The sequence below is a fragment of the Wenxinia marina DSM 24838 genome (genome assembly GCF_000379485.1).
GTDB lineage: Bacteria > Pseudomonadota > Alphaproteobacteria > Rhodobacterales > Rhodobacteraceae > Wenxinia > Wenxinia marina.
Map to the genome: position 1 here is coordinate 7,501 of NZ_KB902298.1, position 26,306 is coordinate 33,806.

Sequence of the window (26,306 nt, forward strand, 5' to 3'; positions counted from 1 at the left end):
GGTGCCGCGTTACGCCCGTCACGACAGCTTGACGAAGTGAAACAGAGGGCGGCGGCCCGCGGTCCAGATGCTGCCGCAGGGTAAACATGGTGTGACTGGACGATCCGGAATGGCCCGGCTTGAGCCGGACGGCCGGTCCGGCAAGGCCCCTTGGCACAAATGTGAGGGTGATCCGCTCCCGGGTCCGATCCGTCGAACCCCCCGATGCCCGAGCGGCATCCAGGACGTCACTCAACCCTTACCCAAGGAGACAGACATGATCCGCAAGACCGCTCTCGCCCTCGCCGCGACGACCGCCATGGCCGGCGCCGCCTACGCCCAGGATATGGACATCGTCGACACCGCCGCGAACACCGAAGGGTTCTCGACCCTCGTCGCCGCCGTCGAGGCCGCCGGCCTCGTCGAGACGCTGAAGGGCGAAGGCCCGTTCACCGTCTTCGCGCCGACCGACGAGGCCTTCGCCGCGCTGCCCGAGGGCACGCTGGACGAGTTGCTCGCCGATCCCGAGGCGCTGACCGCCATCCTGACTTACCACGTCGTGCCCGGCTCGGTGATGTCGTCCGATCTGACGGACGGCATGACCGCCGAAACGGTCGAGGGGGGCGAGCTGACCTTCTCGGTCGGCGACAGCGTGATGGTGAACGACGCCACCGTGACGATGCCCGACGTGGCCGCGTCCAACGGCGTGATCCACGTGATCGACACCGTGCTGATGCCCGAGATGTAAGTCGGGCGTTCTCCCTGGCTGACGGAGACGGCGGCGCCCCCGGGCGCCGCCGTTTTTGTTTGATAGCTTCGCGTGTGCTGACCCGCCATTCGATGCGACCCCGCCCCGGGCTTGACCCGGGGCCTCGCGGGAACCGGGCGCTCCGGTGATCGAGGCCCCGGCTCGGGGCCGGTGCGGGCATTCCCGATCGCGAAAAGGGGCGCCCGCAGGCGCCCCTTTCCTCTCAGTGCACCACCGCGTCCTGCGGCGGCCGGCGGTCGGAGGTCGCCACCCGGTCGCCGACGATCAGGCCGTCGGCCCCGGCGCGGACCGGGACCGTCTGACCGTCCCGCACGTCGCCGGCGAGGATCATCTCGGCCAGCTGATCCTGCAGCGCCCGCTGGATCACCCGCTTCAGCGGCCGCGCCCCGAAGACCGGATCGTAGCCCTCGTCCGCGAGCCACGCCTTTGCGCCCTCGTCGAGGTCGAGCGTGATGTTGCGCTGCGCCAGCCGCCTGTCGAGCCGGGCCAGCTGGATCTCCACGATCGCGCCCATGTCGGCGCGGTCGAGCCGGTCGAAGATGACCATCTCGTCCAGACGGTTCAGGAACTCCGGCCGGAAGTGCGCGCGGACGGCGTCCATCACGTCCTTCTTGGCCCGCCCCGCGTCCGCCCCCTCGGCCAGCTGGGACAGCGCCTGAGAGCCGAGGTTCGACGTCAGCACGATCAGCGTCTGCTTGAAGTCGACCGTCCGGCCCTGCCCGTCGGTCAGCACGCCGTCGTCCAGAACCTGCAGCAGGACGTTGAACACGTCCGGGTGCGCCTTCTCGACCTCGTCGAACAGGACCACCTGGTACGGCCGGCGCCGCACGGCTTCGGTCAGTACTCCGCCCTCGTCATAGCCGACATAGCCCGGAGGCGCGCCGATCAGGCGCGAGACGGCGTGCTTCTCCATGAACTCGCTCATGTCGATGCGCACCATCGCGCTGTCGTCGTCGAACAGGAACTCGGCGACGGCCTTGGTCAGCTCTGTCTTGCCGACGCCGGTGGGCCCCAGGAACAGGAACGAGCCCAGCGGCCGGTTCTCGTCGTTGAGGCCGGCGCGCGCCCGCCGAACGGCATTCGCCACGGCGCGGATCGCGGCGTCCTGGCCGACGACGCGCTTGTGCAGGCCGTCCTCCATGTGCAGCAGCTTCTCGCGCTCGCCCTCCAGCATCTTGCTGGTCGGGATGCCGGTCCAGCGTTCGACCACCTCGGCGATCTGCTCGGGGCGCACCGCCTCCTCGACCATGAGGTCGGAGGCGTCGGCCTCGTTCAGCTCGCGCTCCAGCTGCGGGATCACGCCGTAGGACAGCTCCCCGGCCTTGGCGAGGTTGCCCTCACGCTTGGCGATCTCGAGATCGGCGCGGGCGCGGTCCAGCCGCTCCTTCAGCGTGCGGCTCGATTCCAGCCGGTCGCGCTCGGCCTGCCAGCGGGCGGTCATCGCCTCGGACCGCTCCTTGAGGTTGGCGAGCTCCTCCTCCAGCTTGCCCAGCCGCTCGCGAGAGGCGTCGTCGTCCTCCTTGCCCAGCGCCAGCTTCTCGATCTCCAGCTGCATGATCTGGCGGTCGAGCTGGTCCAGCTCCTCGGGCTTGGAATCGACCTCCATCCGCAGCCGCGAGGCGGCCTCGTCCATCAGATCGATGGCCTTGTCGGGCAGGAAGCGGTCGGTGATGTAGCGGTTCGACAGCTGCGCGGCGGCGACGAGGGCGGCGTCGGAGATCCGCACGCCGTGGTGCATCTCGTACTTCTCCTTGATGCCCCGCAGGATGCTGATCGTGTCCTCGACCGTCGGCTCCTCGACCATCAGCGGCTGGAAGCGGCGGGCCAGGGCGGCGTCCTTCTCGACGTACTTGCGGTATTCGTCGAGCGTGGTGGCGCCGATGCAGTGCAGCTCGCCCCGCGCGAGCGCGGGCTTGATGAGGTTGGCGGCGTCCATCGCGCCGTCCGTCTTCCCCGCGCCGACGAGGGTGTGCATCTCGTCGATGAAGAGGATGATCTCGCCGGAAGCGGCCTCGATCTCCTTCAGGACCGCCTTCAGCCGCTCCTCGAACTCGCCCCGGTACTTCGCGCCCGCGATGAGCGCGCCCATGTCGAGCGCCATCAGCTTCTTGTTCTTCAGGCTCTCGGGCACGTCGCCCTCGACGATGCGGATGGCGAGGCCTTCCGCGATCGCGGTCTTGCCGGTGCCCGGCTCGCCGATCAGGACGGGGTTGTTCTTGGTGCGGCGGGACAGGACCTGCATCGCCCGGCGGATTTCCTCGTCGCGGCCGATGATCGGGTCGATCTTGCCCTGGCTCGCGGCCTCGGTCAGGTCGCGGGCGTACTTCTTCAGCGCCTCCATCGTGTCCTCGGCGGACGCGCTGTCGGCGGTCCGGCCCTTGCGGACCTCGTTGATGGCGGTGTTGATCTTCTGCGCGGTGACGGCGCCCTGCTCCAGCGCCTCCTTGGCGCGGGTCTTGACCAGCGCGAGCGCGGTCAGCAGCCGCTCCACGGGGACGAAGCTGTCGCCGGCCTTCTTCGCCACCTGCTCGGCCTCGTCCAGCACGCGGACGAGCGACGGGTCGACGTAGACCTGCCCGGCATCGCCCTGCACCCTGGGCTGTTTCGCGACCAGCGCGTCGACCGCGGTCGCCACCTGTTCGGGCGCGCCGCCGGCCTTGCGGATCAGGTTCGCAGCGAGGCCCTGGTCGTCGTCCATCAGCGCCTTCAGCAGGTGCTCGGGCAGCACGCGCTGGTGGCTCTCGCGCATCGCGATGGTCTGGGCCGCCTGCACGAAGCCGCGCGACCGCTCGGTGAACTTCTCGAGGTTCATCTGTCGTCTCCTTCCACAAGCACCCGGTTGGTTGAGGCGCCCGCCAGGCGGCACGCACGAGGGATCCGGGCCTCGCACCCCAGATGGGATCAGAGGGGCTGTTGCGCAAGTGTCACAGCGCCCTTTCTCGGGCCGGAAACGCAGAAGGCGCGCCCGGGTAGGCGCGCCTTCGAGTCATCGAGATCGGGACCGTGTTATTGCGACGCTTCGGCAGGCTCCCCGTCCGCCCCCTCGAGAGCCTCAAGCGCAGCGCGTGCGGCCGCAGCAGCCTCGCTCGCGGCATCGGCGGCGGCCTCGGCCGCCTCGGCGCTCTGCCGGGCGATGTCGAGGAGCTGGGCGGAGTTACCGCCCTCGGCCGCAGGCGCGGCGGCGCCGTCACCCAACGCGGCCTCTCCCGTGCGCAGGCGGATGATCTGCGTGCCGTCTTCCAGCTCCTCGATCCGGTAGAGCGTGGTGGCATCCTCCGCAGTCGTCTGCTCCTCAGCCGGAGCCTCGTCCGAGGCGGCGGTCTCGTCCGTCCCGGAAGCGTCGCCGTCGGTCTCCGCTGCAGCCTCCTCGGTGGCTCCGCCCTCGTCGGCGGGAGCCTCCTCTGCCTGCGCCTGATCGGTCTCGCCCTCGCCGGTGCCGGTGGCGTCGGGGCCGATATATTGGCCTTCTGCGCCGGTCGCGATGCCGGATTCTCCGGCGAACTCGGTGTCCTGACCGCCGTCCATCCCGCCTTCATCGGGCACATCGCCAAGTTCCTCGGCAAGCGCTTCGTCCGCGGGCTGCTCCTCGTCGGCCGTGTCGGCGGAGGCCTCTTCGGCGGTCGCCTCTTCGGCTGCCGCAGTCTCGGCACCCTCTTCGGCGGTCGCGGTATCGGCGGGCGGCGCGATGGGCTCTTCGGCGGACGGCTCGATGGCCGCGGGCTCTTCGGCGAGCACGGTGTCCTCCTCCGGGGCCTCGGCCGCGTCAGCGGTTGGTTCGGCGGCCGGTTCCTCGGCGGTGGCCGTTCCGCCGATGGGCTCGACCGGCACGGCGAACGTGACCGCGCCGTCGGTCGCGGCGGGCGCGGCCTGGTCCTCGGCGGCGGGCTCGGCGGCCTGCGCCTCCTCCGTCACCGCGGGGGCATCATCCGTCGCCGCCTCGTCGGCGGCAGCCTCCTCGCCATCGGCCTCATCGGCAGTGGCTTCGTCGGCGGCGGCTTCGTCGGCAGCCGGACCCTCGTCGGCAGCGGCCTCTTCGACGGCGGCTTCGTCCGCCGCGGCGTCGGCCTCGACCTCGTCGGCAGCGGCGGCGGCGGCGTCCTCCGTCGCCTCCTCCCCGCCCTCGTCCTCGCCCGCGCCGGCGGCCGTCATGTCGACGGCGGGTTCGTCGTCCGCCGCGTCCGCGCTGTCCGGCGTATCGGTCGCGGCCTCCTCCACGACCACGTCTTCTCCGTCCTCGACGGCCTCTTCCACGGCGTCCTCATCTGCGAGCGCATCGCCGGCGCCCGGCGCCTCGATCAGTTCCTCGGTGTCGGTCTCGTCCGCGGTGGCCTCCTCGCTCGCAGGACCGGGTTGGGGCGTCACCTCCTGCTCGGCGATCGGCTGGTCCATCGCGGTGGTGTCCGCGCCCGGAGACGGCGCGTCTTCGCTGAGCCCGATCGCGACCGCCAGGATCACGCCGACCCCGACGGCGACCGCGCCGATGATGAGCGCCATGTTGGTGCTTTTCTGTTCGGCCATCGCCGTCGTCCCCTCGCTATTCCATCCACCGCCGCTCACGGCGCCGCGACCGGCATACGCCGGTCGGGAACCGCCGGTTCCCGGCCTTGACACACTGGGACATATGGCCGAAGCGGGCGCCGACCAGCGAAAGGTTCCGCCATGATCGCCGACGACCGCCTGATCGTCGCGCTCGACGTCCCCGACGCGCTGTCCGGCCTCGCGCTGGCCGACCGCATCGGCGACGCGGCGAGCTTCTACAAGGTCGGCCTCGGCATGCTGACCGGCGGCGGCCTCGCCCTCGCCCGCGAACTGAAGGACGAGAGGGGCAAGCGCGTCTTCCTCGACCTCAAGCTGTTCGACATCGGCGCGACGGTGGAGGCGGCGGTGCGCGGGCTGGCGCAGTTCGACCTCGACTTCCTCACCGTCCACGGTGACCCCCACGTGGTCCGCGCCGCACGCGAGGGGGCGGGCGGCAGCGGGATGAAGATCCTCGCCGTCACGATCCTCACCTCGCTGGAGCGCGAGGATCTCGACGCAGGCCTGATGGCGCCCGGCGACTTGCCCGAAGTCGTGGTGGAGCGCGCGGCGCGCGCCTTCGCAGCCGGTGCGGACGGCATCATCTGTTCACCGAACGAGGCAGCCGCCGTCCGCGCGCTGCCCGAGGCGGCAGGGCGGCTGATCGTGACCCCCGGCGTCAGACCGGCGGGCGCCGATCACGGCGACCAGAAGAGGGTGGCGACGCCGGCAGGCGCCATCGCGGCCGGAGCGGACCATATCGTGGTCGGTCGTCCCGTCTGGCGGGCGGCCGATCCCCGGGCCGCGGCGCAGGCGATCCGTGGCGAGATGGACTCGCCCCAGGCGCGCCAGCCGAACCGGCCGTGACCACCCGATTCACGGAATAGTCAAGGGCTGGTGCCCCCGACTATGAAACTTTTTGGGGCCATGTGACGTTCTACCTGCCGAAGTGACCTTTCGTGCAGGAGTTAACAATGTCCGACGTCCGGTTTGGCCGCATCAACTACAATCCCGCCCGCGGTGCGTTTCAGGCGCGCATCGACATCGAACGGGGCGGCCACGTCTTCCGCTACCCCTGCGAAGTCCGGGGCCCGCTCGACATGGACGAGCAGATCGTTCGCCACGCCCTTGCCGCGCAGGCGCAGGCGATGTCGGACAGCCCGCGCGCGACCTTCTCGCACCGCTGAGGCTATCGGCCGTTCAGCCAGACCGCGAGGCGATGTTGCAGTGACGGCACCGCGTCGCTGCGGGACAGGAACGAGTGCGGCGTCATCAGCTCCCACCCCTGTCCCTCGTCTCCAAGGACGATGTCCGCCTCGGCCGAGGCGGACAAACGGGCGACGTAGAACCAGACCGTCCAGCCCGGCGCACTGACGGACACGAAGTCGCGGCGCCAGACCATATCGGCCTCGGTCAGCCGCAGGCCCACCTCCTCCCGTGTTTCGCGCACCACTGTCTCTAGCGGTGTCTCGTCGCCTTCCCGTCCGCCGCCGGGAAAGTCGAGAAGGCCGGGATAGTCGATGTCCGGCCTGTCGTCGCGCCGCATGATGACGAGCCGTTCGCCGACGAACAGCGCGACCTTCGCCCCGTCGAACGCGGCCCGATTGTGGGAGGTCGCCGCCGGCTCTAGTTTCCGTTCCATGCCTGCCCTCTGCCGCGCCTGCCTGCACGAATTCGACGCCGGGACCCGCTGCCCGCGCTGCCGCAGTCCGCGCGTCACGGCCCATCCCGAACTCTTCGACCTTACCATCGCGCACATGGACTGCGACGCCTTCTTCGCCTCGGTGGAGAAGCGGGACCGGCCCGAGCTGCGCGACAAACCCGTGATCGTGGGCGGCGGCGAGCGCGGCGTCGTCTCCACCGCGTGCTACCTCGCCCGCATCAAGGGCGTGAAGTCGGCCATGCCGATGTTCCAGGCGCTGAAGCTGTGCCCCGAGGCGGTGATCGTGAAGCCGCGTTTCGACGCCTACGTCGAGGCGTCCCGCGCCATCCGCGAGATGATGGACGAGCTGACGCCGGTGGTGGAGCCGCTGTCGCTCGACGAGGCGTTCATGGACCTCACGGGAACGCAGCGCCTGCACGGCCGGCCGCCGGCGGTGATGCTGGCGCGGCTGGTCAAGCGGATGTCGGACGAGCTGGGGCTGACCGGCTCCATCGGCCTCAGCCACAACAAGTTCCTCGCCAAGGTCGCCTCCGATCTTGACAAGCCGCGGGGCTTCTCGGTGATCGGCAAGGGCGAGACGACGGCGTTCCTGAAGCCCCGGCCGGTGCGCCTGATCTGGGGCATCGGTCCGGCAGCGCAGGAGAGCCTCGACGCGGCCGGCATCCGCACCTTCGACGACCTGCTGCGCTGGGACCGGCAGGACCTGTCGGCCCGGTTCGGCCACATGGGCGAGCGGCTGTGGCACCTGGCGCGGGGCGAGGATCACCGCCGCGTGGACGCCCGCGCCCCGGTGAAGAGCATCTCGAACGAGACGACGTTCCACGCCGACACCGCCGACCGCGACATCCTCGACGGGCACATCTGGCGGATGGCCGAGAAGGTGTCCTCGCGCGCGAAGGCGAAGGAGCGGGCGGGCCGGGTTGTCGTGCTGAAGCTGAAACGCGCGAACCACACGCTGATCACGCGGCGGCAGTCGCTGCGCGAGCCGACGCAGATCGCCGACACGATCTACCGGGTCGCGCGCGGGCTGTTCGACCAGGTGGACGAGAAAGGCCCCTACCGCCTCCTCGGCGTCGGCCTCAGCGAGATCGGCCCGGCCGAGGGGGCGGATCGCGAGGGCGACTTCCTCGACACCGCCGCCGGCAAGCGCGTGGCGGCGGAGCGCGCCGCGGACGCGATCCGCGCCCGGTTCGGGGCGGAGGCGATCCTGAAGGGACGGGCGCTGCGGTAGCGGCGTCCTCTCCAGTTTGGTCGAGGCCCCGGGTCAGGCCCGGGGCGGGTTTTCAATCTGGCGGGACGAAAGGCGGGGCGGTCATGCCTGCCTGGTGGGCCAGGCAGCCCGCGGCCTGCCCGCCCCGGCCCCCGAGCCGGGGCCTCGATCCACGCAAGGACTCCGGCAGGGCGGAGTGCGCCGGCCCTACCCGCCCAGCGGAAAGAACACCGGAATAGCCAGCACCGCGGCCGCCCCGGCGATCAGGTTCATCGGCACCCCGATCTTCAGGAAATCGGTGAAGCGGTAGTCCCCCGCGCCGTAGACAAGCGTGTTGGTCTGGTACCCCACCGGCGTCGCGAAGCTGGCGCTCGCGCCCATCATCACCGCGACCACGAAACCGCGGGGGTCGAGCCCCGCCCCCTCGGCCAGCGCGATCGCGACCGGCGTCACAACGACCGCGACCGCGTTGTTGGTCACCGTCTCGGTCAGGATCGAGGTCATCAGGTAGACCGCAGCCAGCATGGCGATGGCGGGCAGCGGCTCCAGCCAGGGGGCCGCCGCGTCGGCGATCAGCTGAACGGCGCCGGAATTCTCCATCCCCCGTCCGATGATCAGCATCGAGAAGATCAGCACCAGGATCCCGCCGTCGATCGCGGACCACGCCTCGTCGTTGTCGATGCAGCGCAGGATCAGGATCGCGGCGACCGCGATCAGCGACAGGATCTCGATCGGCGCGACACCGAAGGCGGCGAGGGCGACGATCCCGACCAGCGCGAGAACCGCCACCGGCGCCTTGGCACGGCGGTAGGCGCGGCCGGCGGAGACGGTCACGGACACCAGCTCGCCGCGCTGCGACAGCCGCTCGAACGCGCTCGCCGGGCCTTCCAGCAGCAGCTTGTCCGCGGGCCGCAGGCGCGCGGCGGCGAGGTCGGGACCGGCGGGATGGCCATGGCGGTGCGCGCCGAGGACGATCATGCCGTACCGGCTGGCGATTTCGAGGTCGGACAGCGTGTCGTGCCGCCGCCCGAGCGCAGGCGTGACGATGGCCTCCGCGATCATCGGCTCGCCCTCCGGCGTGCGTCCGCCGCGGCGCAGGCCGACGACGAGGTGCTCGGTCTCGTGCAGGGTCAGCAGCTCGCTCAGGTCGGCGCGCAGGATCAGCACGTCCCCCGCCTCCAGCACCCGCTCGTCCAGCTTGCGCCGGACGATGCCGGAACCGGTCCGGAGGCCGGTCACGCGCACGCCGGCACGGCGGAAGTCGGACACCTCGGCGAGCGGCCTGCCGATTCCGCCGTACTCGGCCCCGATCCGCACCTCGGTCAGGTAGCCCAGATCCGCCGTCGCCCCGACGCGCGAGCCCGCCCGGCCCGGCAGCAGCAGCGGCCCCAGCACCATCAGGGAGACGAGGCCGGCGGCGGCGACCATCAGCCCGACGCCGGTGATCTCGAAGATGCCGAACCGCTCGAGCCCCTGCTCCTGCGCGACGCCGGCCACCAGGATGTTGGTCGAGGTTCCGATCAGGGTGCAGGTGCCGCCGACGATGGCGACGTAGGACAGCGGGATCAGCAGCCGGGTCTCTGCGGTGTCGAGCGCGCGGGCGAGGCGGGTGATCACCGGGATCAGGATAAGCACGACCGGCGTGTTGTTCACGAACGCCGACGCGACGAGCGCGCCAAGGAAGAAGGTGACCAGCGCCGCCCGCGGCGTGACCGAGGCGCGGTCGACCAGGTAGCCCGCCATCGCCTCCAGAAGGCCGGTCCGCACCAGCGCGCCGGAAATCACGAAGAGGGCGGCGATGGTGATCGGCGCCGGGTTGGCAAAGGCCTGCATCACGTCGTCCACCGGCACCAGGCCGAGGAGGATGAACAGCGCCGCGCCGCCGGCGGCGGTCACGTCGGCAGGATACCGTTCGGACATGAACGCCGCGAGCAGCAGGACGATGAGCAGCAGGGCCACCTCGGCCTGCCACGGTTCGGGAATGATCGACACGACACCTCCAGCGCACCGGGACATCCCGGCGCCGCACCCAACCCAAAGTTCCCGGAGGAAGGCTACTCCGCCGCCATCGGCACGTCCGCGGCGGGACGTCCCATCGCCGCCAGCTCGGCCACGACGCTCTCCATCAACCGCCGGAACGCCTCGTAGTTGGCGTTCGGTTCCACGCGCCGCTCATTCATGTAGAGCGCGCGGTCCACCTCGACCTGCACCGCGTGCTGGCGCCGGGCCGGGCGGCCGTAGGCCTGGGTGATGTAGGCGCCGGCGAAGGGCATGTTGCGGGCGACCTTGAGCCCCGCCTCGGTGAAGATCGCCTCGATCCGGTCGACGATGGCGGGCCGCGCCGCCGCCCCGAACCGATCGCCGAGGACGACGTCCGGCGGCGCGCCGGCGATCCCGGACGAGACCGCCTCCAGCGCCTCGTGCGGCATCGAGTGGCAGTCGATCAGGATCGCCTCGCCGAAGCGCGCGTGGCTTTCGTCCAGCAGCCGGCCGAGGGCGGCGTGATACGGCTTCCACACCGCCTCGATCCGCGCCTCGGCCTCGGCCAGCGCGAGCTTGCCGCGGTAGATCGGCCGGCCGTTCGAGACGACGCGCGGGATCACGCCCAGGCCCGAGGCGATGCGCGGGTTGTGCGCGCTGCGCCGCACGCCGTCGATCAGCGCGGGGTCCAGCTCGTCCGCCGCGCGGTTCAGGTCGACGTAGGCCCGCGGCGCCGACGCGGCGAGGAGCGGCGCGCCGTGGCGCGTCGCGACGGCGAAAAGGTGGTCGACGAAAGCATCCTCGGACGACCGGATTTCGGTCTCGTCGAGGAGGGCGCGTCGCAGGAAGGAGGCGGAATAGTCGCGCCCCGAATGGGGCGAGGCGAACACCACCGACGTGGTGCGACGGGCGGGCACGAACAGTTCGAACGCGTCCTTGGGCATCGTGTCTCCTCGTCCCCCGTCCGGGCGGAGGATAGCGCGATAATGCGCGGCCGAAAGGCCTTGATCCCCCCGGCGACTCCTTTTATACGCCGCTCACCCGACGCGGAGGTCCCTTCGCGTCCTTCTGTTTTCAGGGGGATGCGAGCCGGGATTTGCGCCTCGAGGGCGGTTAGCTCAGTGGTAGAGCACTACGTTGACATCGTAGGGGTCACAAGTTCGAACCTTGTACCGCCCACCATGACTTCACCGCGCCCCGGCCCCGGCCTCGGCGCACGAACGGAACCCCAAGGCGCGACGCCCGCGCCGCGACAGAATGAGGAGAGGACGATGAAGGTCGCCAACTCGCTCCGGTCGCTCAAGCAGCGTCACCGCGATTGCCGCGTGGTGCGCCGCAAGGGCCGGATCTACGTGATCAACAAGACCCAGCGCCGGTTCAAGGCCCGCCAGGGCTGACCCGACCTGCAGGTCGACGGATCAGGGGCCGCTCCGCAAGGGGCGGCCCCTTTTCGTTGCGCGTCTCCGACCGGATCGCGGGGTCAGGCTTTCCCGCCCCCCGCCGCTTGCCCCTAGCGGAAGCGCCCCGCCTTGGCCTAGGCTTTCGGCACATCCGCAGGGAAGGAGATTTGCAGTGAAGTATTATACCCGTGCACTCGCGGGCGGCCTTTTCGCCGCCGGCCTGGCACTTCCGGCGGCGGCACAGGACCTGTGCGGCGGCGTCGGCACCAACGGCCAGTGGATCGGCGGGGCCGAGGCCTCGTCGGACATCTCTACCGCCGGCAACTACATGGAACAGATGGCGCTGGTGCTGATGAACAACCAGTACACCGCGCTGTTCAGCGTATCGGCCCCGACCGACGTCCGGGTCGAGGCCGAGGGCCGCGGCGGCGGCGATCCGGTCATCGACCTGCGCGACGCGGCCGGCACCATCGTCCTGTCCGACGACGATTCGGGCGGCGAGGGATCGAGCTTCGCCGAGACGAGCCTGCAGCCCGGCACCTACTGCCTGTCGATGCAGAGCTACGACGGCTCGCCGATGACCGGCTTCGTTCGCGTTGGCCGGCTCGAGCACGAGCAGCTGACCGCGGGCGGCGGCACCGCGCCGACCCCGCCCACCGACACCCCGACGGACACCCCGACCGACACCCCGACGGAACCCGTCGATACCCCCGTGACCCCCGCCACCGGCGGCTGCTCGGCCGTGTCGAACTACCTCGGCTCGGGCCCGGTGGACGGCAGCCTCGGCATGGGCGGCGTGTCGATGACCGCGCCGGTCGACCAGGTGAACGCCTGGGGCTTCACCCTGTCCTCGCCGCAACCGGTGACGATCACCGCCACGAACGAGAGCGCGGACCCGGTCATCACCCTCTACGATGCCGCCGGCAACTACCTGGCCGAGAACGACGACTACGATTCGCTCAACAGCCAGATCGACATGACGACCGCGCTGCAGCCGGGCGACTACTGCATCGAGGTCTCCGCCCTCAGCGACACGTCACAGCCGATCACGGTCAGCGTCATGTCCTACGACCCGATGGCGGCGATCAACAGCCTGATCTCCACCGGCGAGGCGAGCCCGCCGATGGACGGCAGCTACCCGATCACCGACCTCGGGACGCTGCAGACCCGCCTGCGCCACGACGCGCAGATCGGCTCCGACGCCTCGTGGTTCCAGATCGACGTCGACCAGGGCGGCCTGGTCCTGATCGAGGCGGTCGGCAACGGCGCCGGCGACCCCGTCGCGTTCCTGTACGACGACATCGGCCGGCAGATCGCCTTCAACGACGACAACGGCCAGACCTACGATTCGCTGATCGCCGCACGGGTGCTGCCGGGCACCTACCTTCTCGGCGTGCGGCAGTACGACGAGAGCCAGACCAGCCTGATCCGTCTGGTGATCGAGCGGTACGTGCCGGCACAGTAGGAGCCGCGCAGCGTCACGACGCCTTGGGGGCCCCGTTCCACAGGACAGGGCCCTTCTTCTTGTCCCGCAGCGGCTTGGCCAGGACGACGTTGCCGTCCGGCAGACGTCGCAGCTCGCGCCAGCCCCGCGCGCAGAGAAGGCCTTTCGCGCCCGCGGTCGTGGCGTAGAGAGTCTCCGCCCCGTCGTGGGCGGCCGCGCTCTCGGCCGCGGCGGCGAGGGCGGAGCCGAGGCCATGTCCGCGGTAGGGCGCGGCGACGGCGAGGCCGATCAGCCAGGGCCCCTCGCCGGGTCGGGCGCCGTGGCTGTCGGTCCCGACCGTGACCGTCCCGATCGGCACCGATCCGTCCAGCGCAACCAGCGCCACCGGCAGGCCACGGGATCGCGCCCGTTCCGCAAGGTCGGCGACGGCGTCGCCGGGCCCGCAGGGACCGTACCAGTGGGGCCAGACCTCGCGCATCAGCGCGACGAGGCCGGGCGCCGCGCCGGGATGGTCGGCGAGGCGCCCGATGCGGAACGCGGCGGGGGTCAGCGGAGCGCCTCGAACGTGTCGGCGAGCAGGCGCACCAGCATCCCCTGGTCGAGGAAGCCCGACGCCGCCATCCCGTTGTCGCGCTGGTAGCGGGCGATGGCGCGGCGGGTCGCGTCGTCGAAGGCGCCGTCGGCCTGCCCCGGCTGGTAGCCGGATTGCGCCAGCCGCGATTCGATCAGCCGCATCGTCAGGCCGTTGAGGCCCAGCGCCTGCTCCGCCGCCGCGGCGGCCTGCTCGGCCTGGCTCGGTTGCGTCAGCGCATCGAGGCGCTGCTGCGCGTTCTCGCGGTAGGCCCCGTCCGGCTGCGCCTCGAGGTAGGCGCGGTAGCCGGCGGCGGTGTCGGTCGTTCGCGCCCGCTGCCACGCCGTCTCGTCCGCGGCCTGTGCGGCGGAGGCGTTCAGCGCGGCCACCCGCTCACGCGCAGCGTCGGAATAGAGCCCCTCCGGATACCGCTCGAGGTAGGCGCGTAAGCCCGGCAGGTCGCCGCGGGCGCCGGTCTCCTCCCAGTACGCACGGTCCAGCCGCTCCGCCTCGGCGCGGCGACGCTCCTCCTCGGCGGCGATCTCGGCCTCGCGCCGCTCGGCCTGCGCGTCGAGGCGGGCGATCTGCTCGGGCGTGAGGTAGCTGGTCTGCGAGAAGCCGTTCTGCTGCTGCCAGTTGGTGATCGCGCTGCGGGTGCCGGGGCCGAAGATGCCGTCGACGCCGCGGGTGTTGTAGCCGAGCAGCGTGAGATCCTGCTGCACGGCCCGCCGCGCGGGGCGGCTCAGGCCGATCGCCTCCTCCGCCAGCCGGGCGGACCGGTTCGGCTCGTCGAGGATGGCCGAGATCGCCGCCTCGGCCCGGTCGCGGTAGGCGCCGCGGGGATAGCGGTCCAGGTAGTTGCGGTACGCGGCCACGGTGTCGAGCGCCGCGGCGCCTTCCCAGAGGGCCGTCTCGGTCGCGGACGGTCCCTGCGGCTGCGGCGGCGCCGGCTCGGGCTCCTGCCGCTCGGGCATCAGGACGAGGCTGCGCGGGACGAAGCCGCGCAGCTCCAGCCGACGATAGCGATCGGCGAGGTCGATGAGGTCGCCCCGGGGCAGCGTCAGTACCTCGTCCATGAACTCGGTGATCGTGCCGGGGTCCGCGGTCATCACGGTGACGCCACCCGGGATTTCGAGCCCCTCGATTCCCTCGGACACGAAACGCGCCATCTCGTCCGTCTCGCCGAAGTTCCCGCCGAGCAGGAGCAGCGACTGACCCGGCCGTTCGGCCAGGACCTTGAGCACGCTGTCGACCGAGATCGCCCGGTCGCCGAGGCCGAACAGGCTGATGTCCTGGGTTTCGGCGGTCAGCAGCCAGACCCGGTCGCCGTCGCTGACGAAGCGGCCGGTCAACACCGCGATCAGCCGGTCGGCGTCCTCGCTCGCGGTGAGCCACGAGTCGAGCGCCGAGATCGCGTTGCCGGCGCGGGCGTTCGGCACGGCGGTGACGGTGAAGCCGAATTCCTCCAGCGCCTCGGCCGCGGGCACCACGTCGTCGGCGCCGGACACGCGGCCCAGCCGTTCGTACCGCTCGATCCCCAGGACGAGGGCGGCATCCTCGGCCAGCGCCGCCGACGCCGGGAAGAGCGCCAGGGCGCAGGCGAGCGGTCGGAGGGCGGAGAGGGGGGTAGGTCTGGACATGACAGGTCTCCTTCTCGTCGCCCCGGCCCGGCGGGGGACACCGGGCAGAGGGGCGGCCTTGTGTCCGGAAAAAGAGGTCCGGGCCCGCGCTATTCAATATCAGGCCGCTGTCGGGCAATGCCGGGGCCCCGCCCGCGCCCGGACGGCATCGCCCTTGCCCGGCGCTCGCGAACGCGTGAAGACAGTAGGATGATGGCCGCCCCGTCCGCACCTTTCGAGGGCTTTCGCCCCGACGACCTCGACCCGCGCATCACGGTCCACGAGGGGCTGCAGGCCATCGAGATCGACCTCCGCGGCCTCGATATCCGCACCGCCGCCGCGGCGGGCGCCTTCTACGACCGGGTCGAGGCGCGCATCGCCGAGACGGGAGAGCCGCTGTGGTTCTTCCTCATCCATTCCGGCGACTATCGCGTCGATCCGTCCGCCTGGTTCGCCTTCACCCGCCGCGGCCGCGACGTGCAGGAGGCGCACTCGATGGGGACCGTCCGCGTCGACGGCACCGACATCGCCCGCCGCCAGATCGCCCGGGACGAGGCGCGCGGGGTGCGCGATCCCAATGTCTTCGTCGAGCGCGGGCAGGCGCTGGAGCGCCTCCGCCGGCTGCCCAGCCGCCGCCGGGAGCGGGTCGTCCACGAGCCGTCGTTCGAGCGGGAGGCAATCCGACGCCGGGTGCAGCTGGAGCCGGAGACCGGCATCGCCCACATCGACCTGTCCGGCCTGTCGCTAGAACATTCGCGCGACGTGAACGACGTGTTCGGCTGGCTGGAGGAAATCCTGCGCCCCACCGGGCGGCGCTGGTGGTTCCTGATCGACTATACCGGCACCCGCATCCAGTCGCCCGCCTGGGTGCAGTATTCGCTGCGCGGCAAGGACATGAACGCGCGGTACTCGCTCGGCTCCGTGCGGTTCGCGCCGGGGTCCGAGACCGAGACGGACATCCGCCTCCGCGCCGCGAGCGGCGGCTTCCGCCCCAACATCCGCAACACGCGCGAGGAAGCGCTCGCCCGGATCGCCGAGCTGAAGGCGGAGGCGGGCCGCTAGGCCCTATTCCTCGTCCTCGTCGCCGGTGGCGAGAAGATCGTCCTCCTCCTCGTCCTCGTCGTCCGCCTCGCTGAGGCCCATCTCGTCGAGGCCCGATTCGAGGTGGTCGGCGAAGTGCGGCGTGCCCTTGAGGTACTCCGCCGTCGGATGCGACGCCTCGGTCATCGCCGTGTTCAGCGCGTCCTCCCAATCGTCCGAATCGAACGACCCGCGGCCGACCCACATCAGCGCCACCAGCGCCGCCTGCTCGTCCTCGGTCAGGTTCTCGACGTAGTCGTCGAAGTCGCTCTCGGCGGCGTCGAGTTCATGTCCCAGCTCGATCACCTCGAGCACCTTCCAGGTCGCGATACCAATCATCTGCTCGCCCTCGTTTCTGACGTCACGCCTAGCCCTTCATCATCCGCCGCGACAGCCCCCGCGGCAGCGCCTTGCCGGCGCGCAGCATCCAGGTCAGGCCCAGAGGGAAGTTGCGGACGAAACCGTCGCCGTTCATGTGCTCGAAAATCTCGCGCGCGGCGTCCTCAGGCTCCATGATCTGCGGCATCCTGAAATCGTTCTTGTCGGTCAGCCGGGTCCGGACGAAACCGGGGTTGACCAGCTGCACCTCGACCGGCGTGTCGGCGAGGTCCGCCGCCATCGTCTCGGCGAGGTTGATGAGACCGGCCTTCGAGGCGCCGTAGCCGACGGCGCCCGGCAGGCCCATGATCCCGACGAGCGAGCCGGTGATGACGATGTGGCCCCTGCCGCGCTCCAGCATCTTCGGCACCGCGGTCCCGAGGACGCGCATGGCGCCGCCTAGGTTCACGTCCAGCATCGTCAGCGCCTTGTCGGTGTCCCACTCGCGCGCGGACATCGGCCAGTAGGCGCCGGCGAGGTACACCAGACCGTCGATGTCGCCCGCCTCGTCCACCGCCCGCCGGACGGCGTCGGTATCGGTCACGTCGAGAGGCAGGACCCGCGACTGCCCGGGCAGCTCGGCGGACAGCGCGGTCAGGCGCTCCTCGGTGCGGGCGCTGAGGATCAGCTTCGCGCCGACGCGGCTCAGCTGCTTCGACAAAGCCGCGCCCAGCCCCTCGCTGGCGCCCACGATCCAGTAGGTCCTGCCCTGCCACTCGCGCACGTTCGCCTCTCCTTCTCGCCCCACCGGGCGTCCGTTCCCTACCGCCGGACCCGCCGGACGGTTCCCCTCAGATTAGTCGCCTCGGGGGGGACGGCAAATCGCCGCCGCCCCCGGTCGCGCCAGCGCCGCCCGCGGTGCCTAGCGGCTCAGCTCTTCTGCCGGAGGTTCGGGCCGATTGCGGAAGGGGGCGCCCTTCCACCACAGCTTCAGCGCCTGCCAGTGGATCAGCGCCAGCACCCGTCGGCTGCCGAACGGCCGTCGCAGGCAGGCGCGCAGGATCGACAGGCTTGTCAGCGGCCGCCGCGCGCCCGTCAGCGTCGCGACGAGCCCGCCCCCGCCCGCGTCGCGGTAGTCGATGCGGATGTCGATGGCGTCCGGGCGGATGTCGAACCGGAAGGCGTAGTCGCCGGCCACCGGCTGGAACGGCGAGACGTGGAGCAGCTTGTGCGCCCGGATGATCGAGGCGGGGCCGATCGGGCCCCCTTCCTCGGGCACGCAGAGGTAGGAATGGCGGTCGCCGTAGGTGTTCGTCACCTCGGCGATCACCTCGGTCAGCTGCCCGTCGCCGTCCCGGCACAGCCAGAACGAGACCGGATTGAAGACGTGCCCGAGGAGCCGCGGCTGCGCCAGCAGCTCGATCCGCGCCGGAGACGCCCGCCCCGCCTCGGCCAGCCGCCGCCGGACCCATCCGGCCCCCTGCCCGTCCGCCGGCGGCCCGCCATGGTCGCGGTCGCGCAGGGCCGCCACGTTCCGCCGGTTGCGCGAGAACAGGAGCGGGCCGGCCACGTCCGCCTCGGCGTCGAGGAGGACGTAGTCGATGGAGTAGCGGAACGCGTTGCGCACCTCGCCGCGGCGGCCGTGAAACGTCTCGCCCGCGATGTGGTCGACCCCGCTCACTCGGCGGCGACCGCCATCGCCGGGGCGGCGCGCAGCGCCCGCGCGACGTCGAGGCCGGAGGACAGCCCGTCCTCGTGGAAGCCGTTCTTCATCCACGCGCCGCAGAACCAGGTGTGCCGCGTGCCGTTCATCTCGGCGGCGCGGGCCTGCGCTGCGAAGGCCGCGACGTCGTAGACCGGATGGCGCATCACGGCCATGTCCCAGATCAGTTCCTCGCGCACCGGGCGGGTGGCGTTCAGCGTCACGAACATCGGCTGCGTCAGCCAGGGCTGCAGCGAGTTCATCCAGTAGGTGAGGCCGATCCGCGTCTCGTCCCGCTCCGGCGGCTCGGAATAGCACCAGGAGGACCAGACCTGCCGCGCCCGGGGCATCACCGAGGCGTCGGAATGAAGGATCAGGTCGTTCGGCTGGTAGCGGATCGCGCCGAGGACGCTGCGCTCCTCCTCGGACGGGTCGGCCAGCAGCGCCAGCGCGTCGTCGGAATGCGCGGCGAGGATCACCTCGTCGAACCGCTCCCACTCGCCGCCCTGCGCCTTCACCTCGGCCCCGCCGGGCACCCGGCGCACGCCGTCGACCGGTGCCCCGAGGCGCAGGACCACGCCATCGGCCGCCAGCGCGGCGCCGAGGCGCGTCACGTACTCGACGGACCCGCCACTCACCGTCCGCCAGCGGCGCTGGCCGTAGGTCCCGAGCAGGCCGTGGTTGCGGAAGAACCGCACCAGGGCGTCCGCCGGGAAGTCGAGGATGCGGTCCTTGGGGGTCGACCAGATCGCGCCGGAGAACGGCGTCAGGTAGAAGTCGCGGAAGTACGGCCCCAGACGCAGCCCCTCGATCAGCCGCCCCACTGTGGCGTCCGGGGTCTCGGCCAGTGCCCTTTCGGCCCGCGCGTTGAACCGCAGGATGTCGCGGCACATCCGCAGGAACGACGGGTTCAGCATGTTGCGCCGCTGCGCGAACAGCGCCCCCAGCGAGGCGAGCCCGTATTCGATCCGCCCGCCGCCGATCGACGCGCCGAAGCTCATGTTCGAGGGGGTGGTCTTGACGCCGAGCTCGTCGAACAGCCGGGTCAGGTGGGGATAGTTCTTTTCGTTGTAGACGATGAACCCGGTATCGACCGCCTCCTCCGCCGGCCCGGCGATGCGCGTCCGGGCATGCCCTCCAAGGCGTTTCTCCGCCTCGAACAGGATCACCTCGTCGCCTCCGCCCGCCAGTCCCCGTGCCGCTCCCATGCCCGAGATGCCCGCCCCGATCACCGCGATGCGGCGGCGTGGCCCCCGTGTCCGTCCCGTGTCCATCAACTCTTCCGTTCCCCGAATGTCGTCCTTCTACGGTACGAAAGAGATTGCGGATTTGTTGCCCGCAAGACGTTACGGTGTGATCCGCCCGCACGGGCCGCCCGTAAGAGCGGTATGCTGCAGCAGCACGACCCTTTGAACACGCTCCCGGGTGCATCGCCCCCGCCGCCATCGTATAACGAGGCTCGCGGAAGGGCGGTCTCGCGGAGCGGCGGAGACAGGGTGCAGGCGGCAGACGGCACGACACGGGCGACGTGGCTCGCCGAGATCGAGGCGGTCCGCGACCGCGGCGACACCGCCGCATTCGCGGCGCTGTTCGCGCACTTCGCGCCGCGGGTGAAGGCGTTCCTCATCCGCGGCGGCTGCCCGGCCGACATCGCCGAGGACGTCGCGCAGGACGTGATGGCCGCGGTCTGGCGCAAGGCGCACCAGTTCGACGCCAGCCGGGCGAGCGTGGCGACGTGGGTCTTCACGATCGCCCGCAACCGGCGGATCGACCTGGCCCGACGCAAGCGGCCCGAGCCCGAGGATCTTCCCTGGGGACCGGACCAGGCGCCCGCCGCGTCCGACGTGGTGGCGCTGCAGGAGGACATGGACCGCCTCGGCTCGGCGCTCGCCGCGCTGCCGGCGGCACAGAGAGAGATCATCGAGCGCGCCTATTTCGGCGAACTCACCCACACCGAGATCGCCGCCGAGACGGGACTGCCGCTCGGCACGATCAAGTCGAGGATAAGGCTGGCGCTGGACCGCCTGCGCCATGCGATGACGTGAGAGACATGACCACGATACGCCACCACCTGACCGACGACCTCCTGATGTCCTACGCCGCGGGCGCCCTGCCCGAGGCGTTCGGCCTCGTGGTCGCCGTCCATCTGTCGATGTGCGACGAGTGCCGCGCCCGCGCCGAAAGCTACGATGGCGTCGGCGGCGCCGTGCTCGAGGGCGCGGCCCCGGCCGAAATGGCGCCCGGCGCATTCGAGGGCGCACTGGCGCGCATCCGCGACGAGGGCGCGCCGCAGCGCGCGCCGGTCCGGAGCGCCCGCCCTCGGCGCGATCTGCCCGCCCCGCTCGCCGATTACGCCGGAGACTCGTTCGGGACCGTCCCGTGGAAGCGGGTCGGGGGCGGCGTCTCGCAGGCGGTGCTCGTCACCGGCGACGGTGCGACCGCGCGGCTCCTCAGGATTCCCGCCGGCATCGCGGTGCCGGACCACGGCCACCGCGGGACCGAGCTGACGCTGGTCCTGCAGGGGGCCTTCCGGGACGAGACCGACCGGTTCGGCCCCGGCGACGTCGAGGTCGCGGACGAGCAGCTGGATCACCAGCCGGTCGCCGAGGCCGGCGCCGACTGCATCTGCCTCGCCGCGACCGACGCGCCGCTGCGGTTCAACGGATGGATCCCGCGGATCGCCCAGCCCTTCCTCGGAATCTGATCGACCGGCCGCTCACATCTCGACCGTTTCCCAGGCAAGGGACACGCCCGCCCGGCCCGCGCGCAGCAGGCCGCCGTCGCCGCCCGGCGACAGCCAGAACTCCGCCCCGTACAGGCCGCGGACGATCAGGTAGTCCGGCGTGACCTCCAGCGTGCCGCGGCGCCCGCGGTCGCTGCCGGCACAGATGGTCGTGCCGCACGGGACCAGCCGGTAGGTCCGCATTTCGTCCCCGTCGGGCGCCACGACCGAGATCGGGCCCGCGGCGAACGGCGAATCCTGGAAGCTGTAGGCGTAGTTGCGCCGGAACTCCGCCCGGACCGCGCTCCACTCGGGCAGCGGCTCGCTCACCACGACCGGCGTCCACTCCACCTCCGCCGCCCGCGGCGCGCATCCCGCGAGGAGCACTGCCAGCGCCGCCGCGCCGCCCCATCCGATCCGTGCCGTCATCGCGCGCCCTCCGTCTGTCGTCCCGAAGCTAGGCCGGCACACCTCGCAAGGCAACTCAGCGCCGGCCGAACAGCCGCTCGATATCGCTCAGCTTCAGCTCGACATAGGTCGGGCGGCCGTGGTTGCACTGGCCGGACAGCGGCGTGGCCTCCATCTCGCGCAGCAGCGCGTTCATCTCCTCGCCCCGCATCCGCCGGCCCGACCGGATGGAGCCGTGGCAGGCGACGCGGGACAGGATCGCCTCCAGACGGTCCGCCACCGGTGCGGTGCTGCCGCCGTCGATCAGCGCGTCGAGGACGTCGCGGATCAGCGCCTGCGCGTTCACTTCGCCGAGGAGGGCCGGCGTCTCGCGGACCGCGATGGCGCCCGGCCCGAACGCCTCGATCCCGAGGCCGAGACGGGAGAGCGTGTCCGCCGCGTCCAGCAGCCGGCCCGCGTCGTCGGTCGACAGCTCCACGATCTCGGGGATCAGCAGCGCCTGCGCCGCGACGCCGTTCTCGGCCATCTGGCGCTTGAGCTTCTCGTAGACGAGCCGCTCGTGGGCGGCGTGCTGATCGACGATGACGATTCCGTCCGCCGTCTGCGCGATCACGTAGTTCTCGTGCACCTGCGCCCGGGCGGCGCCCAGCGGCAGCGACTCGGCCTCCGGCTCCGTCGCGGCCTCCTCGACCCGGCCCGAGGGGGCGAAGGGCGCGAACGGCTCCGCCGCCTCAATGAGCGCAGGCGCCTGCGCCGTCCATGCGGCCGAGATCGCCCCGCGCGACGGGCGGTCCATCTGGTAGCGCCGCGGCTCGCCCGCCGGCTCGGGCCGGAAGGCGCCCAGCGCCGCGCCGGCGACGGTGGTGGAGGCGCGGTGCCCCGCCCCGGCCAGCGCGTGCCGGATCGCCGAGACGACGAGGCCGCGCACCGTCCCCGGCTCGCGGAACCGCACCTCGGCCTTGGCCGGGTGCACGTTCACGTCGACGGCGCGCGGATCGCAGCCGACGAACAGGGCGGCGACCGGGTAGCGGCCGCGGTGCAGCACGTCGGAATAGCCGGCGCCGAGCGCGCCCAGCAGCAGCTTGTCGCGCACCGGCCGGCCGTTGACGAAGACGTACTGCGCCACCGCCGCGCCGCGCGAATAGGTCGGCAGCCCCGCGTAGCCGGTCAGCGTCACGCCGTCCCGCTCCGCCTCGATCCGCAGCGCGTTGGCGGCGAAGTCGCGGCCGATCACCGCCGACAGCCGGCCGGCGAGCGCGCCGAACAGCTCTCCCTGCTCGGCGTCGGCGCGGAAGGTCTCGCGCTCCTCGCCGCCGGTGCAGTCGCGCAGGACGAAGCCGACGAACGGCTCGGCCATGGCGAGGCGGCGGACCACGTCGCCGACCGCCTGCATCTCGGCCCGGTCGGAGCGCAGGAACTTCAGCCGCGCCGGGGTCGCGTGGAAGAGGTCGCGGACCTCGACGGTGGTGCCGGGCTGGCGTGCCGCCGGCTGCGCGGCGCCGAGGCGGCCACCGTCGACCTCGATCCGGGCGGCGTCCTGCCCGCGGACGCGGCTGACAATGCAGAGGCGACCGACGGCGCCGAGCGAGGCCAGCGCCTCGCCGCGGAAGCCGAAACTGCGGATGTCGAGAAGGTCGCTGCCGTCGATCTTGGAGGTCGCGTGGCGGGCGAGCGCCAGCGGCAGGTCGGTCGCCGGGATGCCGCAGCCGTCGTCGGCGACGCGGATCAGCGTCTTGCCGCCGTCGGCGATCGTCACCTCGATCCGGGTGGCGCCGGCATCGAGCGCGTTCTCGACCAGCTCCTTCACCGCCGAGGCCGGCCGCTCCACCACCTCGCCCGCCGCAATGCGGTTGATCGCCGCCTCGTCCAGCTGGCGGATCTGGCGGGAAGAGGTGGAGATATTGCGGTCGGGCGCGTTCATGGCGCTAGGGGTAGCATGGAGGGGAATGATTCTGCGAGGGGGCATCATCGCGGCGTCGGAGGGTATGTGACGGGATGGAAGACCCGCCCCGGGCTCGACCCGGGGCCTCGCGCAACAAGGCACTCCATCCCGGCGAGGCCCCGGCTCAGGGCCGGGGCGGGCTTTCGGGGGGGGAGAGCGGGTTGCGCAATCGCGACGCCCCCTCCTCACCCCCGGCGCCGGACGTCCCTGCAGCGCACCGCCCCGCCCCAGCGTCGCCGGCCCGGCGACGCCGTCCGCGTCCAGCCCCTGATCCTGCTGGAACGCGATCACGGTCCGCTCGGTCCCCGACCCGAAGTCGCCGTCGACATGCAGGTGATACCCCAGTCCCCGCAGACGCCGCTGCAGCTCGGCTACGGCCCGCCCTTCATGTCGAGCCGCGGCGCCCGCGGATCCAGCTCCACCGCCTCGCGCCCGGCGTGGCGGCGGTAGGCGGCGGCGATCTTGCCGGAATAGGCTTCGACCTGCCCCGGCCCGTTGTAGACCCGGGTGAAGCCGCGCCAGTCGTGCGCCGCCAGCTTGGCCAGGAGCCCGCGCCGCTCGATGAAGGCGAGCATCACGGCCAGCTGTCCCTCGACGCCCTCCATCGCCCTCTCCGCCAGCCGCCGGGGCGTGCCGAAGCCCAGCCATTCGGCGTTCTCGCCCAGCACCTGCCCGACGCCCCAGGAACAGGCGGCATGGGCGGCCTGCTCGTCGATCGCCGCCGCGCGGCGCAGCAGCGCGTAGCGCTCGGACTGGCTGCTCGGGTAGGGAATGTCGCCCCACCGCGCGGCGGCGAGCCGCTGGCGCACCGCCTCGGCCCGGTTCGCGGCGGACAGGGCGGGCCAGCGGTGGAAGACGTGGTACTCGTACAGGATCAGCGGCATCGGCCGGCCATCGACATCCGACGTGGCGCGCCCGCCGCTCTCGATCTCCACCACGGCGCGCAGCGCCGCCGCCTCGATCCCGCGCTCGGCCGCCACCCGGTCGACCGCGTCCAGAACGTCCGGAGAAAAGGCCACCTGTCGCTCCTCTCTGCGGTCCAGATGATGCAAGGGAAGCCTACGCCCCGCGCGCCGGTCCGCGCGAGGCAGGCAAATCCTCAGACCGTAGGCCGCGCCTTCAGCTGCTCGCGGATGTCGATCAGCACGTCCAGCTCGGACGGGCCGGTCGCCACCTCGGGCTCCACGTCGTCGGGCTTCTCGGCCGCGGCCTTGATCCGATTCACCGCCTTGACCAGCATGAACACGACGAGCGCGATGATCAGGAAGTTGATGCACGACGTCAGGAACGCGCCGTAGGCGAACACCGCCGCCCCGCTCTCGCGCGCAACCTCCAGCGAGGTGCCCGGCGGCACGTCGCCCGCCATGATGACGTACATCGAGGTGAAGTCGATGCCGCCGAGGATCAGGCCGATCACCGGGTTGATGAGGTCGTTCACCACGCTCTGCACGATGGCCGTGAAGGCGGCGCCGATGATGATCCCCACGGCGAGGTCCATCACGTTGCCCTTGGCGATGAAGTCGCGGAATTCCTTGATCATGGTTGCTCCCCTGGTCCTGTCCATCCGCCCCGGCCCCTCCCGCCGGGTGCGATCGCGCACATGGTTAGCGGCACCATCGCAGAAGGCCACGACTTTGTTTCCGCCTGCGCCGCCCCACGTAGGCAGGGCAACCGTCCCGACTTCCGAAGGATTTCCCATGGCCGACCTGTCCGCCTTTCCGATCACCCGCCGCTGGCCCGCCGAGCGGCCCGACGTGATCCAGCTCTATGCCTATCCGACGCCGAACGGGGTCAAGGCCTCGATCGCGCTCGAGGAGCTGGGCCTCGACTACGAGCCGCACCTCGTGAAGCTGTCCGACGACGAGGTGAAGAGCGACGCCTTCACCTCGCTGAACCCCAACGGCAAGATCCCCGCGATCATCGACCCGAACGGCCCGGACGGTGCGCCCATCGGCCTGTTCGAGAGCGGGGCGATCCTGATCTACCTGGCCGACAAGGCCGGCGCGCTGATCGGTGCCACGCCGGCGGACCGCTACCGCGTGATCTCGTGGCTGATGTTCCAGATGGCCGGGCCGGGGCCGATGTTCGGCCAGCTCGGCTACTTCACCAAGTTCGCCGGCAAGGAGATCGAGGATCCCCGCCCGCGCGAGCGGTTCGTCGGCGAGGCGAAGCGTCTGCTCGGCGTCGTGGACGGCGCGCTGGAGGGGCAGGAGTGGATCGCCGGCGACTTCTCGATCGCCGACATCGCGCTGGCGCCCTGGCTGAACGCGCTCGGCTTCTACGGGGTGAAGGACATGGTGGGCTGGGACGGCCTGAAGAACGTCCCCGCCTACGTGGACCGCTTCTACGCGCGGCCGGCGGTGGAGAAGGCGAAGTCGATCCCGGATCCGAAGTCGCGGTAGGGCCGGCAGGTCCGACGCCGGCGCCTTCCCGCCCGGAACAGCCGCGCAAGCGGCCCGGGCAGCGTCTGGCCGCCCCCCGGCCAGACGCTTCCTCACCACCTGCGATACGTTCGGGGTCGTTCGGGGCGATGAGATAAAGCGCCCCCACCGCAGCGTCCCAGCGTCTGCCCGCGGCCAGACGCTGCCCTCCGTTCGCCCCAAGACCCGGGACGACCGAGGGACGCCTCGAGACCGTACACCCCGGCCTTGAGCCGGGGCCTCGCGACGCCGGGTGCCGGGTCTCCTCGAGGTCCCTGTCTAACGAAAACATGTCAATGTGCTGGTGGCGGACGGCATCCCGTGAGGTCCCAGGGCTTGGAGCCCGCGAGCCGGCGCGGGAGCCGTCCGCCTTTGGATCGTCAACCTGAACAGTTGCTTGGGGCTGCGTGACCAGACCCCGCACCGACAGGGACAGGAGAAGATCATGACAGAAGAGTGCATCGGCGTCGACGTCTCGAAGCGGTGGATCGACGTGCATCATCCGCAGACCGGACCGGCCCGTCTGGCCACCGAGCCCAAGGTCCTTCGCTCCTTCGCGAGGAT

General features: G+C 71.4%; 25 protein-coding genes, 1 tRNA gene and 1 pseudogene. 11 read left to right on the forward strand and 16 right to left on the reverse strand.

Annotated features, from left to right (window positions below; all coding sequences use genetic code 11):
- Nucleotides 1-256 precede the first annotated feature (256 nt).
- Complete coding sequence (locus A37W_RS0112780) at nt 257-727, forward strand: fasciclin domain-containing protein (protein WP_018303427.1); 471 nt, start codon at nt 257-259, stop codon at nt 725-727.
- A 223-nt stretch (nt 728-950) separates the two neighbouring features.
- On the opposite strand, the gene clpB is transcribed toward A37W_RS0112780, so the two are convergent.
- Both clpB and A37W_RS22885 read right to left on the reverse strand, forming a co-directional pair.
- Nucleotides 951-3,560 (reverse strand): ATP-dependent chaperone ClpB, encoded by a 2,610-nt coding sequence (clpB, locus tag A37W_RS0112785; RefSeq protein WP_018303428.1) that lies wholly within the window; start codon nt 3,558-3,560, stop codon nt 951-953.
- A gap of 194 nt (nt 3,561-3,754) precedes the next feature.
- Complete coding sequence (locus A37W_RS22885) at nt 3,755-5,266, reverse strand: hypothetical protein (protein WP_018303429.1); 1,512 nt, start codon at nt 5,264-5,266, stop codon at nt 3,755-3,757.
- A gap of 141 nt (nt 5,267-5,407) precedes the next feature.
- Between A37W_RS22885 and pyrF the strand changes: the two genes are divergently transcribed.
- Together pyrF and A37W_RS0112800 are read left to right on the forward strand one after the other, a co-directional pair.
- Nucleotides 5,408-6,130: an orotidine-5'-phosphate decarboxylase gene (pyrF, locus tag A37W_RS0112795; protein ID WP_018303430.1), complete on the forward strand. Its 723-nt coding sequence runs from the start codon at nt 5,408-5,410 to the stop codon at nt 6,128-6,130.
- A 107-nt stretch (nt 6,131-6,237) separates the two neighbouring features.
- Entirely contained in the window at nt 6,238-6,450 is a 213-nt protein-coding gene (locus tag A37W_RS0112800) for a hypothetical protein (protein WP_018303431.1), read from the forward strand.
- A 2-nt stretch (nt 6,451-6,452) separates the two neighbouring features.
- On the opposite strand, the gene A37W_RS0112805 is transcribed toward A37W_RS0112800, so the two are convergent.
- Nucleotides 6,453-6,905 carry an NUDIX hydrolase gene (locus A37W_RS0112805; protein ID WP_018303432.1) on the reverse strand — a complete coding sequence of 151 codons (453 nt, stop codon included), beginning with the start codon at nt 6,903-6,905 and terminating at the stop codon, nt 6,453-6,455.
- Between A37W_RS0112805 and A37W_RS0112810 the strand changes: the two genes are divergently transcribed.
- A complete protein-coding gene (locus A37W_RS0112810; RefSeq protein ID WP_018303433.1) occupies nt 6,904-8,157 on the forward strand; it encodes a DNA polymerase IV in 1,254 nt (417 codons plus the stop codon). The genes A37W_RS0112805 and A37W_RS0112810 overlap by 2 nt on opposite strands.
- Before the next feature lie 186 nt (nt 8,158-8,343).
- On the opposite strand, the gene A37W_RS0112815 is transcribed toward A37W_RS0112810, so the two are convergent.
- Together A37W_RS0112815 and A37W_RS0112820 are read right to left on the reverse strand one after the other, a co-directional pair.
- Nucleotides 8,344-10,152: an SLC13 family permease gene (locus A37W_RS0112815; RefSeq protein WP_047772125.1), complete on the reverse strand. Its 1,809-nt coding sequence runs from the start codon at nt 10,150-10,152 to the stop codon at nt 8,344-8,346.
- A gap of 38 nt (nt 10,153-10,190) precedes the next feature.
- Nucleotides 10,191-11,060, reverse strand: a complete 870-nt coding sequence (locus tag A37W_RS0112820) for an N-formylglutamate amidohydrolase (RefSeq protein ID WP_018303435.1) — start codon at nt 11,058-11,060, stop codon at nt 10,191-10,193.
- Nucleotides 11,061-11,223: 163 nt separating this feature from the next.
- On the opposite strand from A37W_RS0112820, the gene A37W_RS0112825 reads away from it, so the two are divergent.
- The 3 genes from A37W_RS0112825 to A37W_RS0112835 all read left to right on the forward strand — a co-directional run bounded on the left by A37W_RS0112825 (nt 11,224) and on the right by A37W_RS0112835 (nt 12,981).
- Nucleotides 11,224-11,298, forward strand: a tRNA-Val gene (locus tag A37W_RS0112825).
- A gap of 89 nt (nt 11,299-11,387) precedes the next feature.
- On the forward strand, nt 11,388-11,513 hold the full coding sequence (gene ykgO / locus A37W_RS0112830) for a type B 50S ribosomal protein L36 (RefSeq protein WP_018303436.1): 126 nt from the start codon (nt 11,388-11,390) through the stop codon (nt 11,511-11,513).
- Nucleotides 11,514-11,688: 175 nt separating this feature from the next.
- Nucleotides 11,689-12,981, forward strand: coding sequence for a PPC domain-containing protein (locus A37W_RS0112835; protein WP_018303437.1), 1,293 nt, complete (start codon nt 11,689-11,691; stop codon nt 12,979-12,981).
- A 13-nt stretch (nt 12,982-12,994) separates the two neighbouring features.
- On the opposite strand, the gene A37W_RS22890 is transcribed toward A37W_RS0112835, so the two are convergent.
- Both A37W_RS22890 and A37W_RS0112845 read right to left on the reverse strand, forming a co-directional pair.
- Nucleotides 12,995-13,438: a GNAT family N-acetyltransferase gene (locus A37W_RS22890; protein ID WP_018303438.1), complete on the reverse strand. Its 444-nt coding sequence runs from the start codon at nt 13,436-13,438 to the stop codon at nt 12,995-12,997.
- A 68-nt stretch (nt 13,439-13,506) separates the two neighbouring features.
- Nucleotides 13,507-15,171, reverse strand: coding sequence for a peptidoglycan-binding domain-containing protein (locus tag A37W_RS0112845; protein WP_018303439.1), 1,665 nt, complete (start codon nt 15,169-15,171; stop codon nt 13,507-13,509).
- A 189-nt stretch (nt 15,172-15,360) separates the two neighbouring features.
- Between A37W_RS0112845 and A37W_RS0112850 the strand changes: the two genes are divergently transcribed.
- Nucleotides 15,361-16,212: a hypothetical protein gene (locus A37W_RS0112850; protein ID WP_018303440.1), complete on the forward strand. Its 852-nt coding sequence runs from the start codon at nt 15,361-15,363 to the stop codon at nt 16,210-16,212.
- A gap of 3 nt (nt 16,213-16,215) precedes the next feature.
- Here A37W_RS0112850 and A37W_RS0112855 read toward each other — a convergent pair whose 3' ends face one another.
- The 4 genes from A37W_RS0112855 to A37W_RS0112870 all read right to left on the reverse strand — a co-directional run bounded on the left by A37W_RS0112855 (nt 16,216) and on the right by A37W_RS0112870 (nt 19,524).
- A complete protein-coding gene (locus A37W_RS0112855) occupies nt 16,216-16,569 on the reverse strand; it encodes a DUF3775 domain-containing protein (RefSeq protein ID WP_018303441.1) in 354 nt (117 codons plus the stop codon).
- A gap of 28 nt (nt 16,570-16,597) precedes the next feature.
- Nucleotides 16,598-17,332 carry an SDR family NAD(P)-dependent oxidoreductase gene (locus A37W_RS0112860; RefSeq protein WP_018303442.1) on the reverse strand — a complete coding sequence of 245 codons (735 nt, stop codon included), beginning with the start codon at nt 17,330-17,332 and terminating at the stop codon, nt 16,598-16,600.
- Between the two features lie 138 nt (nt 17,333-17,470).
- On the reverse strand, nt 17,471-18,229 hold the full coding sequence (locus A37W_RS0112865) for a DUF1365 domain-containing protein (protein ID WP_018303443.1): 759 nt from the start codon (nt 18,227-18,229) through the stop codon (nt 17,471-17,473).
- Nucleotides 18,226-19,524: an NAD(P)/FAD-dependent oxidoreductase gene (locus A37W_RS0112870; protein WP_018303444.1), complete on the reverse strand. Its 1,299-nt coding sequence runs from the start codon at nt 19,522-19,524 to the stop codon at nt 18,226-18,228. The genes A37W_RS0112865 and A37W_RS0112870 overlap by 4 nt, the downstream gene beginning before the upstream one ends.
- A 222-nt stretch (nt 19,525-19,746) precedes the next feature.
- Between A37W_RS0112870 and A37W_RS0112875 the strand changes: the two genes are divergently transcribed.
- Both A37W_RS0112875 and A37W_RS0112880 read left to right on the forward strand, forming a co-directional pair.
- Nucleotides 19,747-20,295 carry a sigma-70 family RNA polymerase sigma factor gene (locus tag A37W_RS0112875; RefSeq protein WP_018303445.1) on the forward strand — a complete coding sequence of 183 codons (549 nt, stop codon included), beginning with the start codon at nt 19,747-19,749 and terminating at the stop codon, nt 20,293-20,295.
- A 5-nt stretch (nt 20,296-20,300) separates the two neighbouring features.
- On the forward strand, nt 20,301-20,954 hold the full coding sequence (locus tag A37W_RS0112880) for a ChrR family anti-sigma-E factor (RefSeq protein WP_018303446.1): 654 nt from the start codon (nt 20,301-20,303) through the stop codon (nt 20,952-20,954).
- Between the two features lie 12 nt (nt 20,955-20,966).
- Here the strand turns inward: A37W_RS0112880 and A37W_RS22895 are convergent, their stop codons facing one another.
- The 5 genes and pseudogenes from A37W_RS22895 to mscL all read right to left on the reverse strand — a co-directional run bounded on the left by A37W_RS22895 (nt 20,967) and on the right by mscL (nt 24,862).
- On the reverse strand, nt 20,967-21,401 hold the full coding sequence (locus A37W_RS22895) for a hypothetical protein (RefSeq protein WP_018303447.1): 435 nt from the start codon (nt 21,399-21,401) through the stop codon (nt 20,967-20,969).
- A 55-nt stretch (nt 21,402-21,456) separates the two neighbouring features.
- Entirely contained in the window at nt 21,457-23,301 is a 1,845-nt protein-coding gene (gene mutL / locus A37W_RS0112890; RefSeq protein WP_018303448.1) for a DNA mismatch repair endonuclease MutL, read from the reverse strand.
- Nucleotides 23,302-23,610: 309 nt separating this feature from the next.
- A pseudogene (locus A37W_RS24645) lies at nt 23,611-23,688 on the reverse strand (peptidoglycan-binding domain-containing protein); the annotation flags it as partial.
- Nucleotides 23,689-23,693: 5 nt separating this feature from the next.
- A complete protein-coding gene (locus A37W_RS24350) occupies nt 23,694-24,341 on the reverse strand; it encodes an N-acetylmuramidase domain-containing protein (protein WP_018303449.1) in 648 nt (215 codons plus the stop codon).
- 80 nt (nt 24,342-24,421) lie between these two features.
- Nucleotides 24,422-24,862 (reverse strand): large conductance mechanosensitive channel protein MscL, encoded by a 441-nt coding sequence (gene mscL / locus A37W_RS0112900; RefSeq protein WP_018303450.1) that lies wholly within the window; start codon nt 24,860-24,862, stop codon nt 24,422-24,424.
- A 157-nt stretch (nt 24,863-25,019) separates the two neighbouring features.
- On the opposite strand from mscL, the gene A37W_RS0112905 reads away from it, so the two are divergent.
- Nucleotides 25,020-25,724, forward strand: a complete 705-nt coding sequence (locus A37W_RS0112905; protein ID WP_018303451.1) for a glutathione S-transferase family protein — start codon at nt 25,020-25,022, stop codon at nt 25,722-25,724.
- Nucleotides 25,725-26,306 lie beyond the last annotated feature (582 nt).

What these genes read in the sequence shown, in the direction of transcription:
- A37W_RS0112780 (WP_018303427.1), top strand. Translation starts at nt 257, where the DNA reads ATGATCCGCAAGACCGCTCTCGCCCTCGCCGCGACGACCGCCATGGCC.
- clpB (WP_018303428.1), bottom strand. Translation starts at nt 3,560, where the DNA reads ATGAACCTCGAGAAGTTCACCGAGCGGTCGCGCGGCTTCGTGCAGGCG.
- A37W_RS22885 (WP_018303429.1), bottom strand. Translation starts at nt 5,266, where the DNA reads ATGGCCGAACAGAAAAGCACCAACATGGCGCTCATCATCGGCGCGGTC.
- pyrF (WP_018303430.1), top strand. Translation starts at nt 5,408, where the DNA reads ATGATCGCCGACGACCGCCTGATCGTCGCGCTCGACGTCCCCGACGCG.
- A37W_RS0112800 (WP_018303431.1), top strand. Translation starts at nt 6,238, where the DNA reads ATGTCCGACGTCCGGTTTGGCCGCATCAACTACAATCCCGCCCGCGGT.
- A37W_RS0112810 (WP_018303433.1), top strand. Translation starts at nt 6,904, where the DNA reads ATGCCTGCCCTCTGCCGCGCCTGCCTGCACGAATTCGACGCCGGGACC.
- A37W_RS0112805 (WP_018303432.1), bottom strand. Translation starts at nt 6,905, where the DNA reads ATGGAACGGAAACTAGAGCCGGCGGCGACCTCCCACAATCGGGCCGCG.
- A37W_RS0112815 (WP_047772125.1), bottom strand. Translation starts at nt 10,152, where the DNA reads ATGTCCCGGTGCGCTGGAGGTGTCGTGTCGATCATTCCCGAACCGTGG.
- A37W_RS0112820 (WP_018303435.1), bottom strand. Translation starts at nt 11,060, where the DNA reads ATGCCCAAGGACGCGTTCGAACTGTTCGTGCCCGCCCGTCGCACCACG.
- ykgO (WP_018303436.1), top strand. Translation starts at nt 11,388, where the DNA reads ATGAAGGTCGCCAACTCGCTCCGGTCGCTCAAGCAGCGTCACCGCGAT.
- A37W_RS22890 (WP_018303438.1), bottom strand. Translation starts at nt 13,438, where the DNA reads ATGCGCGAGGTCTGGCCCCACTGGTACGGTCCCTGCGGGCCCGGCGAC.
- A37W_RS0112845 (WP_018303439.1), bottom strand. Translation starts at nt 15,171, where the DNA reads ATGTCCAGACCTACCCCCCTCTCCGCCCTCCGACCGCTCGCCTGCGCC.
- A37W_RS0112850 (WP_018303440.1), top strand. Translation starts at nt 15,361, where the DNA reads ATGATGGCCGCCCCGTCCGCACCTTTCGAGGGCTTTCGCCCCGACGAC.
- A37W_RS0112855 (WP_018303441.1), bottom strand. Translation starts at nt 16,569, where the DNA reads ATGATTGGTATCGCGACCTGGAAGGTGCTCGAGGTGATCGAGCTGGGA.
- A37W_RS0112870 (WP_018303444.1), bottom strand. Translation starts at nt 19,524, where the DNA reads ATGGACACGGGACGGACACGGGGGCCACGCCGCCGCATCGCGGTGATC.
- A37W_RS0112880 (WP_018303446.1), top strand. Translation starts at nt 20,301, where the DNA reads ATGACCACGATACGCCACCACCTGACCGACGACCTCCTGATGTCCTAC.
- A37W_RS22895 (WP_018303447.1), bottom strand. Translation starts at nt 21,401, where the DNA reads ATGACGGCACGGATCGGATGGGGCGGCGCGGCGGCGCTGGCAGTGCTC.
- mutL (WP_018303448.1), bottom strand. Translation starts at nt 23,301, where the DNA reads ATGAACGCGCCCGACCGCAATATCTCCACCTCTTCCCGCCAGATCCGC.
- mscL (WP_018303450.1), bottom strand. Translation starts at nt 24,862, where the DNA reads ATGATCAAGGAATTCCGCGACTTCATCGCCAAGGGCAACGTGATGGAC.
- A37W_RS0112905 (WP_018303451.1), top strand. Translation starts at nt 25,020, where the DNA reads ATGGCCGACCTGTCCGCCTTTCCGATCACCCGCCGCTGGCCCGCCGAG.